At 52.5% G+C, this 13,204-nt stretch carries 15 protein-coding genes; 4 read left to right on the top strand and 11 right to left on the bottom strand.

Translation table 11 applies throughout. The features are described from left to right. Positions 1-148: 148 nt before the first annotated feature. The gene (gene araJ, locus OGV80_RS20170) at positions 149-1,321 is read left to right on the top strand and encodes an MFS transporter AraJ (protein ID WP_286515648.1); all 1,173 of its coding nucleotides are present in this window, start codon (positions 149-151) and stop codon (positions 1,319-1,321) included. Positions 1,322-1,348: 27 nt separating this feature from the next. On the opposite strand, the gene mak is transcribed toward araJ, so the two are convergent. Next, a complete protein-coding gene (gene mak, locus OGV80_RS20175) occupies positions 1,349-2,257 on the bottom strand; it encodes a fructokinase (protein ID WP_080625634.1) in 909 nt (302 codons plus the stop codon). Between the two features lie 91 nt (positions 2,258-2,348). On the opposite strand from mak, the gene rdgC reads away from it, so the two are divergent. Further along, a complete protein-coding gene (gene rdgC, locus OGV80_RS20180) occupies positions 2,349-3,260 on the top strand; it encodes a recombination-associated protein RdgC (RefSeq protein WP_032940007.1) in 912 nt (303 codons plus the stop codon). A gap of 50 nt (positions 3,261-3,310) precedes the next feature. On the opposite strand, the gene ppnP is transcribed toward rdgC, so the two are convergent. From ppnP to OGV80_RS20205, 5 genes are all read right to left on the bottom strand, one after another. Then, on the bottom strand, positions 3,311-3,595 hold the full coding sequence (ppnP, locus tag OGV80_RS20185; RefSeq protein ID WP_286515603.1) for a pyrimidine/purine nucleoside phosphorylase: 285 nt from the start codon (positions 3,593-3,595) through the stop codon (positions 3,311-3,313). Positions 3,596-3,666: 71 nt separating this feature from the next. Continuing rightward, positions 3,667-4,344: an AroM family protein gene (locus tag OGV80_RS20190; RefSeq protein ID WP_043015367.1), complete on the bottom strand. Its 678-nt coding sequence runs from the start codon at positions 4,342-4,344 to the stop codon at positions 3,667-3,669. A 247-nt stretch (positions 4,345-4,591) separates the two neighbouring features. Further along, complete coding sequence (yaiA, locus tag OGV80_RS20195) at positions 4,592-4,783, bottom strand: protein YaiA (RefSeq protein WP_043015366.1); 192 nt, start codon at positions 4,781-4,783, stop codon at positions 4,592-4,594. A 26-nt stretch (positions 4,784-4,809) separates the two neighbouring features. After that, a complete protein-coding gene (aroL, locus tag OGV80_RS20200) occupies positions 4,810-5,355 on the bottom strand; it encodes a shikimate kinase AroL (protein ID WP_008783910.1) in 546 nt (181 codons plus the stop codon). Between the two features lie 185 nt (positions 5,356-5,540). Next, the gene (locus OGV80_RS20205; protein WP_043015365.1) at positions 5,541-5,996 is read right to left on the bottom strand and encodes a YaiI/YqxD family protein; all 456 of its coding nucleotides are present in this window, start codon (positions 5,994-5,996) and stop codon (positions 5,541-5,543) included. 148 nt (positions 5,997-6,144) lie between these two features. Here OGV80_RS20205 and proC point away from each other — a divergent pair, with 148 nt between their 5' ends. Continuing rightward, positions 6,145-6,954, top strand: a complete 810-nt coding sequence (proC, locus tag OGV80_RS20210) for a pyrroline-5-carboxylate reductase (RefSeq protein ID WP_016152005.1) — start codon at positions 6,145-6,147, stop codon at positions 6,952-6,954. A gap of 17 nt (positions 6,955-6,971) precedes the next feature. Here the strand turns inward: proC and adrA are convergent, their stop codons facing one another. The 5 genes from adrA to OGV80_RS20235 form a co-directional block, all read right to left on the bottom strand. Then, complete coding sequence (gene adrA, locus OGV80_RS20215; RefSeq protein WP_101706147.1) at positions 6,972-8,087, bottom strand: diguanylate cyclase AdrA; 1,116 nt, start codon at positions 8,085-8,087, stop codon at positions 6,972-6,974. A 91-nt stretch (positions 8,088-8,178) separates the two neighbouring features. Next, entirely contained in the window at positions 8,179-8,499 is a 321-nt protein-coding gene (psiF, locus tag OGV80_RS20220) for a phosphate starvation-inducible protein PsiF (RefSeq protein WP_003830956.1), read from the bottom strand. A 97-nt stretch (positions 8,500-8,596) separates the two neighbouring features. Then, positions 8,597-10,012 (bottom strand): alkaline phosphatase, encoded by a 1,416-nt coding sequence (gene phoA, locus OGV80_RS20225; protein ID WP_075145082.1) that lies wholly within the window; start codon positions 10,010-10,012, stop codon positions 8,597-8,599. A gap of 104 nt (positions 10,013-10,116) precedes the next feature. After that, entirely contained in the window at positions 10,117-10,359 is a 243-nt protein-coding gene (locus tag OGV80_RS20230) for a sigma-S stabilization anti-adapter protein IraP (protein WP_043015362.1), read from the bottom strand. Between the two features lie 248 nt (positions 10,360-10,607). Continuing rightward, positions 10,608-11,804 (bottom strand): multidrug efflux MFS transporter, encoded by a 1,197-nt coding sequence (locus OGV80_RS20235; RefSeq protein WP_080625640.1) that lies wholly within the window; start codon positions 11,802-11,804, stop codon positions 10,608-10,610. Positions 11,805-12,105: 301 nt separating this feature from the next. On the opposite strand from OGV80_RS20235, the gene ddlA reads away from it, so the two are divergent. Next, on the top strand, positions 12,106-13,200 hold the full coding sequence (gene ddlA, locus OGV80_RS20240) for a D-alanine--D-alanine ligase (protein ID WP_286515607.1): 1,095 nt from the start codon (positions 12,106-12,108) through the stop codon (positions 13,198-13,200). The last annotated feature ends 4 nt before the right edge of the window (positions 13,201-13,204 follow it).

Genomic DNA, 13,204 nt, shown 5'->3' on the forward strand with positions numbered 1-13,204 from the left:
CCTCCGGCACTCTATGTAGCACAATATTGCATACTCAGGGACGGATATGAAATGGCATTCCACTTCGCTTATCCGCAAGCTATCGCTATTGGCGGCGAACGTTCGCCGCTATGACGCACGTCCTGCGTCTTTCTTGTTGGCAGGTGGTATGAAAAAAGTCATTTTCTCTTTAGCGCTGGGGACATTTGGTCTGGGCATGGCCGAATTTGGCATCATGGGTGTACTCACCGAGCTGGCGCGGGACGTGGGCATTTCCATCCCTGCTGCCGGCCATATGATTTCGTTTTACGCTTTTGGCGTGGTGCTGGGCGCGCCCATTATTGCGCTCTTTTCCAACCGCTTTTCGCTCAAGCATATTCTGCTGTTTCTGGTCACGCTGTGCGTGATTGGCAACGCCATCTTCACCCTCTCCTCCTCTTACTCCATGCTGGCGGTAGGCAGGCTGGTTTCCGGCTTCCCGCATGGCGCGTTTTTCGGCGTGGGCGCGATTATCCTGTCGAAGCTGGCCCGTCCGGGAAAAGTCACCGCCGCCGTCGCGGGCATGATTTCGGGGATGACCGTGGCCAATCTGGTTGGCATTCCCGTCGGCACCTGGCTGAGCCAGGAATTTAGCTGGCGTTACACGTTTCTGCTGATAGCCGTCTTTAATATTGCCGTAATAGTCTCGGTCGCTTTTTGGGTCCCCAATATCAGCGATGAGGCAAAAGGGAAACTGCGCGAACAATTTCACTTTTTGAAAAGCCCCGCCCCGTGGTTCATCTTTTCCGCCACCATGTTTGGTAACGCCGGGGTATTCGCCTGGTTCAGCTACGTCAAACCGTACATGATGTACATTTCCGGCTTCTCCGAAGCGCTGATGACCTTCATCATGATGCTGGTGGGATTAGGAATGGTGTTGGGAAACCTGCTGAGCGGTCGGCTGTCTGGCCGCTATACGCCGCTGCGCATTGCGGTAATAACCGACTTTGTGATTGTGCTGGCTCTGCTGTTGCTCTTTGCCTGTGGCGGAATCAAAGCCGCGTCGCTGACCTTCGCTTTTATTTGCTGCGCAGGCCTGTTTGCGCTGTCGGCGCCGCTGCAAATTTTACTGCTGCAAAACGCTAAAGGAGGGGAGCTGTTGGGTGCGGCTGGCGGGCAAATTGCCTTTAACCTCGGCAGCGCGATTGGCGCTTACTGCGGTGGCATGATGCTGACGCTGGGCTTTGCCTACAACTACGTGACGCTGCCGGCGGCACTGCTGTCGTTTTCTGCGATGTCGTCACTGTTGGTGTACGCTCGCCTGAAGCGCGCAGTCCCCCAGATGACACACGCTGCCGGATAGCATCTGCGCTACCCGGCTACGCGAACATTACTCCTGCGGCCACAGCCAGGCCGCACCGCGAACGCCGCTGGAGTCACCGTGTAGCGCTCTGCGTAAAGGCGTTTCGCATTCGCCGCCAAAGACAAACTGCTTAATCAACGTCGGAACATTTTGATACAGTCGGTCGACATTGCTCATTCCGCCGCCCAGCACAATGACGTCCGGATCGAGAATATTTACCACATGCGCCAGTGATTTCGCCAGACGAAGCTCATAGCGGCTCAACGCCTGCTCCGCCAGAGCATCCTGCGCATTAACGAGGCTGATAATTTCACTGCCCTTGAGCAGCTTACCGCTCAGACGCTGGTAGTCGGTGGCAAAACCGGTCCCGGAAATGAAAGTTTCAATGCAGCCTTGTTTGCCACAATAACAGGGGACTTCCTGTCGAAAACGCAGCTCATCTTCATCCATCCACGGCAGCGGATTATGCCCCCACTCCCCTGCGGTACCGTTGCCGCCCGTGTGCGCCCGACCATTCAGCGCCACGCCAGCGCCACATCCGGTGCCGATGATCACCGCAAACACGGTTTGCGCCCCTGCCGCCGCGCCATCCACCGCCTCTGAAACCGCCAGACAGTTGGCATCATTTGCCAACCGAACTTCACGATTCAGACGCGCACTCAAGTCTTTGTCAAAAGGTTGCCCGTTAAGCCAGGTCGAGTTGGCATTCTTCACCACCCCGGTGTAAGGAGAAATTGAACCAGGAATGCCCATCCCCACGGTTCCCGTCTGCCCGGTGGCTTTTTCCGCCATCTCCACCAGCGCAGCGATGGTTTCTATCGTTTGCCGATAATCATCGCGCGGCGTGGGCAGGCGATGGCGAAAAAGCTGTTCGCCCGCATCGCCAAGCGCGATAACTTCCGTTTTCGTACCGCCCAAATCGATACCTATACGCACTGTTTACTCCTCTTCCCGATTAACAATGCAAGCATAGCGACAATTCGCTATCATGCCCGCTGGATTTAACGACAAGGCCGTGGAAATTATCATGCTGTGGTTCAAAAATTTAATGGTTTACCGTCTTAGCCGCGATGTTTCTTTGCGTGCCGAAGAGATGGAAAAACAGCTGGCATCAATGACGTTCACCCCTTGCGGTAGCCAGGATATGGCAAAAATGGGCTGGGTTCCGCCGATGGGATCGCACAGCGATGCATTAACGCATACCGCCAATGGCCAAATTATTATCTGCGCCCGCAAAGAAGAAAAAATTCTGCCATCGCCGGTTATCAAACAGGCGCTGGAAGCCAAAATATTCAAACTGGAAGCTGAGCAAGGTCGCAAACTCAAGAAGACCGAAAAAGACTCGCTGAAAGATGAAGTTCTGCACTCATTGCTGCCGCGCGCCTTTAGCCGTTTCAGTCAGACAATGATGTGGATCGACACCGTCAACGATCTGATCATGGTTGATTGCGCGAGTGCGAAGAAAGCCGAAGATACGCTGGCGCTGCTACGTAAGAGTCTCGGTTCGTTGCCGGTCGTTCCGCTGACGATGGAAAACCCTATTGAGCTGACGCTGACCGAATGGGTTCGCTCCGGCACAACGGCTCAGGGATTCCAGTTGCTTGATGAAGCCGAACTGAAAGCGATCCTTGAAGACGGTGGTGTGATCCGCGCGAAAAAGCAGGATCTGGTCTGCGACGAAATCGCCGTGCATATCGAAGCGGGCAAACTGGTCACCAAGCTGGCTCTCGACTGGCAACAGCGCATTCAGTTCGTTATGTGTGACGACGGCTCTGTTAAGCGTCTGAAGTTTAGCGACGAGCTGCGCGATCAGAACGAAGATATCGACCGCGAAGATTATGCTCAGCGTTTTGATGCCGATTTTATCCTGATGACGGGTGAACTGGCGGCGCTGATTAAAAGTCTGGTGGAAGGATTAGGCGGCGAAGCGCAACGTTAAGCCGTGTTTACCGAATGGCGGCTCAATGTCGCCATTCGTCATTTTTACGCTTACAGATAGCGGCAAAGATAGGATGTTGGCTCTGCCACCTGCAGATGAAACTCGCTGCTGCCCGGCACGTTAAACACGTCCCCCGCGGCATACACTTTCCACTCGGTTTCCCCTGGTAGCAGCACGTTCAGTGCGCCGCTGACGACCGTCATCTCTTCAGGCGCCGCGGTACCAAAGGTATATTTACCTTCAGCCATCACGCCAACACTGGCGCGGCCAGTACTGCTGCTGGTAAAACCGATCGATTTTACTTTGCCGGAAAAGTATTCATTACTTTGAAGCATACAACTGGCCCTATCTCGTGATTAAGTTAACAACCAATATAGGGGGGTGACGTTCCACCTGTCACGCAAAATTACGTCAGCAGCTCCGAAGCCAGCCGGGCAATCAGCACATTGGACAGAAGAACCGGGACATCCAGCGATTTTTGCAGTAAATCGCGATGGCGTTGATTGAACCCCAGGCAGTCCAGCATGATGACATCCGCACCTTGCTCCAGCAGTTCTTTCCCGGCATCAATCAATTGTTGTTCGCTACCGTGGATCGGATTCGCCACGGCATACACTGGTGGGGTTTGTAGCACCTGCCATTTTTGCGCCTGGGCTTTAAGCAATTCAGTGACGGGAACAATAACCCCGACCTGATGCCCATCGACAATCGAGGCCACCAGCGGTGGGATAATCCGTAACGGTTCCAGCAAAATGCTGTTGCGGGCGGTCAGGCGAGCGATTGAGGCGGTACTCATCAGCAGGATCACGTCAAAGCCCTGGTTATCCAGCACCTCCACGATACTTTGCAGCGAGCGTTCTACCTTCTGGCGTGAGACATGCGCGAGTTGGTGGTCGCTGAGCAGCGTTAATAAATGCTCGTCACCGGGCGAAACGCCGTACTCAGCCATCACATCCTCTCGCCGCATCTGTCCCAGCAGACTGTGGTGAGTGATGTGCTGTTCATCGATATATTCCGTCAGGAGCGGTAACACCTCACACATCGGCACAACGCCAATCGTGAGGATAGCCAACGACGTACTCATTTGTTGCTCCACCGTCTTCTTACTTTGCTGTGAAATCCCGGACATGTGCCGGGCGCTGACCTGCGCTACAAATGCTCAAAAGCGTAGCAGCAGATCGGCGGTGTCTTGTGTAAAGATTCCAAATAATTCCAGTACTGGATTGTTATTGTTTAATTTTCAATTTTTACTGTATACGGCGAAATTTAAAAAAATGTGATGCACGCCCGTACTGGCACTTTTCAGAATCGTGCCAGGGCGGTGATTAAGATCAGGCTTTGTCGGGGTCTTCGTAGCGCTTTTTGGCATCCATAGCTTCCTGCGCAGAAGGATGCTCACTGATCAAAGAATTCGGTTTAGGGTGATCGGCTCGAAGCTGATACCAGGTTACCGTCTGGCCTGGCGTCCCTTTTTCAACCGTAACAATCGTCGCTTGACGTGGGTAAGGTGGTTTTGTCGGCATAGTTCTTCCTTTTCACTGGATGAACATTAAGTATAGACACCGCCCTGCAACCGTGGCGCTGCCTGCGCCAGTATTCCAAGAATGTCTTCCACCACCTGTGAAGGCGGATTGGTGGCATCAACGATATAGTGCGCAGCCTCACGATACAGAACATCGCGCTGGGCGAGCACTTCCTGCACCTCTTCAGTCAACGGCTTACCGGTTAAAGTTGGGCGCAACCCCTCTTCAGGCGTAGCCTCCAGACGATCGACCAGTACTGATACCGGTGCGCTTAAATAGATAACCACGCCGTGGCTGCGCATGTAATGACGATTAAATTCGGTAAGTATGATACCGCCACCGGTCGCAACAACCGTTGCCGGGGCTGTGACGGCCTGCAGAGCGGTCGTCTCCTGGGCACGAAACCCTTCCCATCCTTCTCTTTCGACGATCTCCGCCACGGTCATCTGCACGTGCGATTGCAACCAGCGATCGGTATCAACAAACTGGAAATCGATAGCCTTCGCCAGCGCCATACCGGTAGTTGTCTTACCACACCCCCGGGGGCCAACAAGAAAAAGAGGTTGCGTCATTACAGAAATTCCCCAGAGAGCCGCGAACGAGCGGGATCTGATGCGGTTAAAGATATAATCATATCATCAAACTAGTACACCGCCAAAATGTAAAGAAAAAATTACAGATGGAGTGGCGATATCTATTAATCCCTACTATAACAAGAATTCACAATGAATAAAGTGTAAATAATAAATTACACATTTTATTTTCTACGCTGTACTTCCAGCCACCACTTATCAAGCTCAGCCGCAAAATGCTGCCTGTCACGCGGTGAAAGGCTGTCCGGCCCTCCGGTCTGAATACCGCTGGCGCGCAGCGTATCCATAAAATCACGCATCATCAGACGCTCACGGATCGTGGCTACGGTATAACGCTCCCCGCGCGGGTTAAGCGCCGCTGCACCTTTTTCAATCACTTCAGCCGCCAGCGGGATATCTGCCGTTATCACTAAATCACCGGCGCTACACTGGCGCACAATCTCATTGTCCGCCACGTCAAACCCGGCGGGAACGCGTAGTGTACGGATAAAACGCGAAGCAGGAACGCGCAAGCTTTGGTTTGCGACCAAAATAAGCGGCATCTGCATGCGCTCTGCAGCGCGGTACAAAATATCTTTTATCACATTCGGACACGCATCGGCGTCCACCCATATTGTCATAACCTCTCCCCACTGATATGCAGTCGCACATTGTCTCGTGCTTTTACTTTCAGGCAAAGTGCTGTTTCTCCTTCTGCACATATTCATTCCGCGCTAAGCTTAGCTTTCCCAGGTAAAACAATGAATATCACGCATAGGGAGTGACAAGATGGACAAAAAAATTGGTTTTATCGGCTGCGGTAATATGGGCAAAGCAATTCTTGGCGGCATGATCGCCAGCGGCCAGGTTCTCCCGGGACAAATCTGGGTCTACACCCCCTCCCCCGATAAGGTCGCTGCCTTGCACGACCAGTACGGTATTAATGCGGCGCAGTCTGCGCAAGAAGTCGCGCAAATCGCCGACATCGTTTTTGGCGCCGTAAAACCAGGCATTATGATTAAGGTGCTGAGCGAAATTACCTCCAGCCTGAACAAAGACTCCCTGGTCGTCTCGATTGCTGCTGGCGTCACCCTTGACCAGCTCGCCCGCGCGCTGGGCCATGACCGAAAAATCATTCGCGCAATGCCAAACACGCCGTCACTGGTGAACGCCGGAATGACTTCCGTCACGCCGAACGCCTTAGTCACACCGGAAGATACGGCCGACGTGCTGAATATCTTCCGTTGTTTTGGCGAAGCTGAAGTCATTGCGGAGGCAATGATTCATCCGGTCGTTGGCGTTAGCGGTTCAGCACCGGCATATGTCTTTATGTTTATCGAAGCGATGGCGGACGCCGCCGTGCAGGGCGGCATGCCTCGCGCGCAGGCTTATAAATTCGCGGCGCAAGCGGTTATGGGTTCGGCGAAGATGGTGCTGGATACGGGTAAACATCCCGGAGAACTGAAGGATATGGTGTGCTCGCCTGGCGGAACCACCATTGAAGCGGTACGCGTCCTGGAAGAACGCGGTTTCCGTTCATCAGTGATTGAAGCGATGATTAAGTGCATGGAACAGTCGGAAAAACTCAGCCGCTCCTGAGTTAACACCGCCGGACGTCAGGCCGCAGCTTCAGTGCGGTTACGTCCGGAATTCTTTGCTTTGTAGAGCGCCATATCCGCCGACTTTAACCATTCTCGGTAATGCTCGGTTTCTGAGGTCAGCGGCGCAACGCCCACGCTGATACGCAGAGCAACCTGCGGCGCGCAGGATAAACGCAGTTGGCTAAGTCGTTCGTGAACACGAGACATCGCCGCAATCGCGCTGGTTGCTGGCGTGCCGCACATAATCACCGCAAACTCATCTCCGCCAAAGCGCCCAATCACATCGCTACCTCGTAAGGTCATCTGCAACTGGCGGGTCAGCGCGACAATCGCCTGGTCCCCAACGTCATGACCCCAGGTATCATTAATGCTCTTGAAATGGTCAATATCGATAATCAGTAACGTGGCGTCACGCTGATAGCGACGGCAATTATCAAATTCATTACGCAGCAACAGTTCCCAATGGCGGCGGTTGTACACCCCGGTCATGCCATCTCGCGTACTCATCACCTGTAAGCGGCGTTTATGTTCCGCCAGTTTGATGACCGTCTGGTAGCTGACCCAGGCAAACAGCAGCGGATAAATCACCAGCACCGGCAGCGTCAATAGCACGCTAAGTTGAGTACTGCTGAACGCGACAGAGATATCAGTTAACTGTAACGTCACCAGGCATGAAACCACCATCAAAACGGCACCTGCGATGAAAATTCGCATCCCTCCTGCGCCCATCAGGTTGATGCAGGTAATCATCAGCAGCGCCGTGGATGGCAACAGGTTCACCCCCATAATTCCTATCCACATACCGGCGAGAATGGCATCGGCTTTTAAGTTGGTAAATTCGCTATGCAGAGGATCGTCAGCTTTGCTTGCCCACTGCCAGGCCAGGTGCGGCCAGACAAACGCCCATCCCACCAGTAACAGCCACCAGCCACCGGTAATGGGCTGAGCAACGAGTACCGACGCGATAGGGAAAAACATTCCCCCCAATCCCACCGCTCGCGGCAGCCTGATCCGTCGGGCGAATCGCAGACCGGAACGCTGGTGGTCATTCTGATGGAGCGATAAAAACGCTTCATTCGGGACGACCTTCTTTTGATAAAAGTTTTCATCATTCATCGTATTTGGGAATATTCTGAAACAAATTTCCCAAATTATAGGAAGGGGTCTGGCGGCGGAAGTATGATATTTCGGGTGAGCGATTTTACCTGCTCACCCGTAAGTGCTACGCAGATTTTTTCAGGCAAGCGCTCATAAATTTATTACGATCATCACCTTTCAGAGACTGCTCCGTCGCCTTGACGTTGCATTCACGCATTTTCTGCTGCTGCGGCGTCAGGCTCTTTTCCTCAGGCGCAGATTTACTGTTTTTCAGGCAATCACTCATATATGTCTTACGCGCGTCCCCTTTTAAGGTCTGCGCCGTTGCCTGCTGATTGCAGGTGGTCATACGTTGTTGTTGCGGGGTTAATGTCTTCTCGGCAGCACCGACGGTAGTTAAAAAAATAAGACCAAAAAGCAACGTCATTAATAATGTAATTTTCATAGCACCATCCTTTTCTGAACGACGACACACAGGTAAGTTTGGCTGCTAACGATAAAAATACCACCCGGCGGCAAAAGTATTGCCGCCGGGCGTCGGGTTATTTCAGTCCTAACGCCGCTTTCATGGTGTAAAACAGGTCGGTTTGATCGGTCAGACCAACCACATTCGCCGCGTGCGGGCCATAGGCTGCAATTCGCAGCTGGCTGCCGGTATGCTCCTGGGATTCCTCTTCAGAGTTGCCGTAGCTGATAACCATGACCGCGCCATCTTTGGTGTTCAGCGCCTGGGTCAGGCCTGGCGCTTTAGTATCCGGCGCGACTATCTGGCTGGCATGCGCGTGGTCAGCGGTTACTACCACCAGGGTATTGCCATCTTTCTTCGCAAAAGCAAGCGCGCGCTGTACCGCTTCATCCAGATCGACCGTTTCGCCAATCTGTCCGCACGGGTTGGCGGCGTGGTCCTGTTTATCGATTGACGCCCCTTCCACTTGCAGGAAGAAACCTTTCTCATTTTTGCTTAACAGCTCAATCGCTTTATCCGTCATCTGCGCCAGCGTTGGCACGCTGTCGTCACGCTTTGGATTGGGGGTACAGGTCACTACCGGTTTATCCAGATTGCCGTGATAAGACGCTTTCGGCCCTTCCCAGCGTACCGGCATATTGCCGTCAGAGAACAGACCCAGCAACGGTTTATCCTGATTAGCTTCGGTAATCGCTGCCAGCGTCGCGGCATCGCTCACCATCTGATAACCGCGGGCAAGGGCTTGTTCACGCAACGTTTTACCCTGCCACTCGCCTGCCGCAGCGGTTTCCGCAAACGTTTTGGCCCCGCCGCCCAGCGTAACGTCAGCCCGGGCATTCAGTAATTGTTCGGTGATGGATCCTTTGCCGCCTTTTTCCAGCGCATTGGTTGGGCATTTTTCACGGGTCACGTCGGGACCATAGCACTTACGCGAGGTCACATGAGCAACCAGCGCCGCCGGGGTAGCATCCTGCAATTCAGCGGTAGAAACGTTGCCTGTCGCCAGACCCGCCGCTTTTGCCATTTCAAGAATTGTAGCGTGATCTTTTTCATGTATATCAACGCCCAGAGCACCGTTATAGGTTTTCACGCCGGTGGTCCACGCCGTTGCGGATGCCGCAGAATCCGTCACATAATCGGGTTTACCCGTTTTTTTATCCAGCGCATAGTGCGTGTATTGTCCGGTCAATGGTAAAGCATCAATACCTTTAAAAAAGCCGCCCGCGCCTTCGGCATAATTTCGCGCTGCAGTAATTTCTGAGTCCCCCATACCATCGCCAATCAGTAAAATAATATTTTTGGCAGGTTTATCGTTCAGAGATTCGCGCAGAGCCGCAGTTTGATCGGCTGACAATCGACGGGCGCCGCCCGGCGTGGTGATATCACCCTGAGCGGCACGATTATCCATAACCGCTACGGTAGAAGTTTCTGCATTAATAATTGGGGTAAACAGCAAAGGTATCAGGGCAATAGCGAGTGCGCTTTGTTTCACTTTATTTTCTCCATGTATAAATACGGTAAAATTAAAACAAAGCGACTATAAGTATTTGATGTGACACTTTTATGATAATTTGTGGATGGAACGCCACAGATTACTCAAAACGCTTTTGGCACGCTCTCGCCAGCGTTATGTACGTTCGCCAGAAACGCAGGCATACGGCCAGCTCCAGCCAGGGCATCCTCGATTTGGCGAATGAGTATTTGCCGATCGCTCCACGTCATATTGCGCAGCATTTCGATGATTACCTGCTCCAGCGTTTCAACCTGCGCCGCAAGGTCTTGCGACTCTTCTTCTTTTTGGGCGAGCTTAAGTAACAACTCAGTGACGAGATTTTTCATTTGCGTATTCCCTTAACAAAATATAGGCCACGTTATCATTAAGACTCACAACTGCCTAGAGGATGAAAGTTGTATTTTTATAAGTAATAAAACGTTTTGCGAAAACAATCACAACACAAAATAAGGGGAAAAGAGTCGTAGCGCAGAATTATTCAATATAAAAGGGTAAGGGGATTAATAATCACACAGATATATAATGCACATTTATGGATTAACAACGCTGACGGGCAGCGTTGTTAATCAGCAATTCAGCATGCGCGGCGCCGACGTCGCAGCGCGATAGCCAGTTGCCAGATATTGATAAGCACAATGCTCGCGGTGGCAATAAACACCCAGCGAAAGCCTGCCATTGCTGAAACCGTCGCCCCCATTAATGGCCCGGCGACGTTGCCGAGGTACATAAATGACTGGTTATAACCAAAAATGCGCCCGGTTATCTGGTCGCTGGAGTATTTCACCAGCAGCGTCTGCACCGCAGGCAACATCGCGCCGTCGGCAAAGCCGAGCAGAAAACGCAAAATTCCCAGTTGCAACGGCGTGGTAACCCACGACATGGCGAAAAACAGCACCACCGCGAAGATTAAGGTCGCCATTAAAATCCGCTCGGTCCCAATACGGTCGCCTAATTTACCGAGTCGGGGGGCTGAAATCAGCGCCGAGATGCCCGGAACCGACGCAATCAGTCCGCTGAGAAAGGCAATATTCGAACTGTCTGGGACCATCGATTTAATAAACAGCGCCAGAATTGGCCCAATTGAGCCGTTACACAGTTGGATCACCATCGTCGTAAAAAACAGGCTGATCACCAGCGCCGGATAAGGCAGCGAGGCAAACACGGCCTTTCCGCTCAGACGCTCGCTTTTTTTGATTGTCGGACGCACGCCCTCTTTGATTAAGAACAGCGTGACCAGGAAGCTCACGACCAGCAAGGCTGCGGTAATACAGAATACAGCCCGTAAGCCAACGTGGTCAGCAATAAATCCCCCCATCAGCGGCCCGCCAATGACGCCGCTAATTTGCGCCGTTGAGAGCGTACTCAGCGCCCACCCGCTACGTTCACGCGGAACCTGTGAGGCGACCAGCGCCATCGCATTGGGAATATAGCCTGACGTTAACCCCATCACCCCACGCAGCAGAAAAAGCTGCCAGACGTTTGTCGCAAAGGCCTGCAGTAAAATCGCAATCGCCATACCCAAAGAGGCCCGTAGCAGCATCAGCTTGCGTCCTTTACGGTCGGCTAAACTGCCCCACATCGGAGAGACAATGGCTGAAATCAGAAAGGTGACGCTAAACGTTAAGCCGGACCACATTGAGAGCGCTTCATGCGAGGTCACCCCCAGTTGGGAGATATAAAGCGGTAAAAAAGGCAGGATTTGGCTAATTGCCAGGCCGGTGAAAAAGCAACCGAACCATACGGAAATAAGGTTTACTCTCCAGGATTCCATAGGGACTCATAACGATAAGCAGCTGAAAACTGCGAGCAGCTTAACAAATTACTTAGCCAAATAAGGGTTCACAGGTGCGATAAATCACAGTTCAGGATTTTATCTTCCCGCTCATCGTATTTGTGATACGCCTCACATCAAACCCACAATACTAGCAGGGAATTATGCTTCACAGGCGAAACGCACGTTTGCGCTTATCTATTCCCTTGTGGCCCAGCAAAACAATCTGCCAGAAGCCGAGGAAACCTGCGTTTTGTCGTGGTAATGTATGTGCTTTGCATTCATGGAATGGGTTTTTAAGATGGCAAAGTTGCGGGTAGGAATCGTATTTGGTGGTAAATCAGCGGAACATGAAGTGTCATTGCAATCGGCAAAAAATATTGTCGATGCCATCGACAAGACTCGCTTTGACGTTGTGCTGTTAGGTATTGATAAACAAGGGCAATGGCACGTCAGCGATGCCAGTAACTATCTGCTTAATTCAGACGATCCGGCGCATATAGCGCTGCGTCCTTCCGCGACCAGCCTGGCTCAGGTACCGGGTAAACAAGCGCACCAGTTGATCGATGCGCAAAACGGTCAGCCGCTGCCAACGGTTGATGTTATTTTCCCGATCGTTCACGGCACGCTGGGTGAAGATGGCTCTCTGCAGGGCATGCTGCGGGTGGCGAATCTGCCGTTCGTCGGTTCTGATGTCCTGGGGTCTGCGGCCTGTATGGATAAAGACGTGACCAAACGTCTGTTGCGCGATGCCGGATTAAACATCGCGCCATTTATTACGCTCACTCGCGCCAATCGCAACAGCATCAGCTTTGCCGAAGTCGAATCTCGCCTCGGTTTACCGCTGTTTGTGAAACCAGCCAATCAGGGATCGTCCGTTGGCGTCAGCAAAGTGACCAGCGAAGCGCAATATGAACAGGCCGTCGTGCTGGCATTTGAATTTGATCATAAAGTCGTGGTGGAGCAAGGGATCAAAGGTCGCGAGATCGAATGCGCGGTGCTGGGCAACGATCATCCGCAGGCCAGTACCTGTGGCGAGATCGTGCTGAACAGTGATTTTTACGCTTACGACACCAAATACATTGACGATAACGGTGCCAAAGTGGTGGTTCCGGCAGCGATCGCACCAGAAATTAACGATAAGATCCGTGATATTGCTATTCAGGCCTATCAAACGCTGGGCTGCGCCGGCATGGCGCGCGTGGACGTGTTCTTAACCGCAGAGAACGAGGTTGTGATCAATGAGATCAACACGCTGCCTGGCTTTACCAACATCAGCATGTATCCAAAACTGTGGCAGGCGAGCGGCTTAGGCTATACCGATTTGATCACTCGCCTGATCGAACTGGCGCTGGAACGCCATGCGGCGGATAGCGCGCTGAAAACCAGTATGTAATCCC

Origin of the sequence: Citrobacter sp. Ce119 (assembly GCF_030334525.1) — a bacterium.
Classification (GTDB): Bacteria; Pseudomonadota; Gammaproteobacteria; order Enterobacterales; family Enterobacteriaceae; genus Citrobacter; species Citrobacter europaeus.

What these genes read in the sequence shown, in the direction of transcription:
- proC (WP_016152005.1), top strand. Translation starts at nt 6,145, where the DNA reads ATGGACAAAAAAATTGGTTTTATCGGCTGCGGTAATATGGGCAAAGCA.
- psiF (WP_003830956.1), bottom strand. Translation starts at nt 8,499, where the DNA reads ATGAAAATTACATTATTAATGACGTTGCTTTTTGGTCTTATTTTTTTA.
- OGV80_RS20235 (WP_080625640.1), bottom strand. Translation starts at nt 11,804, where the DNA reads ATGGAATCCTGGAGAGTAAACCTTATTTCCGTATGGTTCGGTTGCTTT.
- ddlA (WP_286515607.1), top strand. Translation starts at nt 12,106, where the DNA reads ATGGCAAAGTTGCGGGTAGGAATCGTATTTGGTGGTAAATCAGCGGAA.
- aroL (WP_008783910.1), bottom strand. Translation starts at nt 5,355, where the DNA reads ATGACGCAACCTCTTTTTCTTGTTGGCCCCCGGGGGTGTGGTAAGACA.
- ppnP (WP_286515603.1), bottom strand. Translation starts at nt 3,595, where the DNA reads ATGCTTCAAAGTAATGAATACTTTTCCGGCAAAGTAAAATCGATCGGT.
- OGV80_RS20190 (WP_043015367.1), bottom strand. Translation starts at nt 4,344, where the DNA reads ATGAGTACGTCGTTGGCTATCCTCACGATTGGCGTTGTGCCGATGTGT.
- OGV80_RS20230 (WP_043015362.1), bottom strand. Translation starts at nt 10,359, where the DNA reads ATGAAAAATCTCGTCACTGAGTTGTTACTTAAGCTCGCCCAAAAAGAA.
- yaiA (WP_043015366.1), bottom strand. Translation starts at nt 4,783, where the DNA reads ATGCCGACAAAACCACCTTACCCACGTCAAGCGACGATTGTTACGGTT.
- araJ (WP_286515648.1), top strand. Translation starts at nt 149, where the DNA reads ATGAAAAAAGTCATTTTCTCTTTAGCGCTGGGGACATTTGGTCTGGGC.
- OGV80_RS20205 (WP_043015365.1), bottom strand. Translation starts at nt 5,996, where the DNA reads ATGACAATATGGGTGGACGCCGATGCGTGTCCGAATGTGATAAAAGAT.
- rdgC (WP_032940007.1), top strand. Translation starts at nt 2,349, where the DNA reads ATGCTGTGGTTCAAAAATTTAATGGTTTACCGTCTTAGCCGCGATGTT.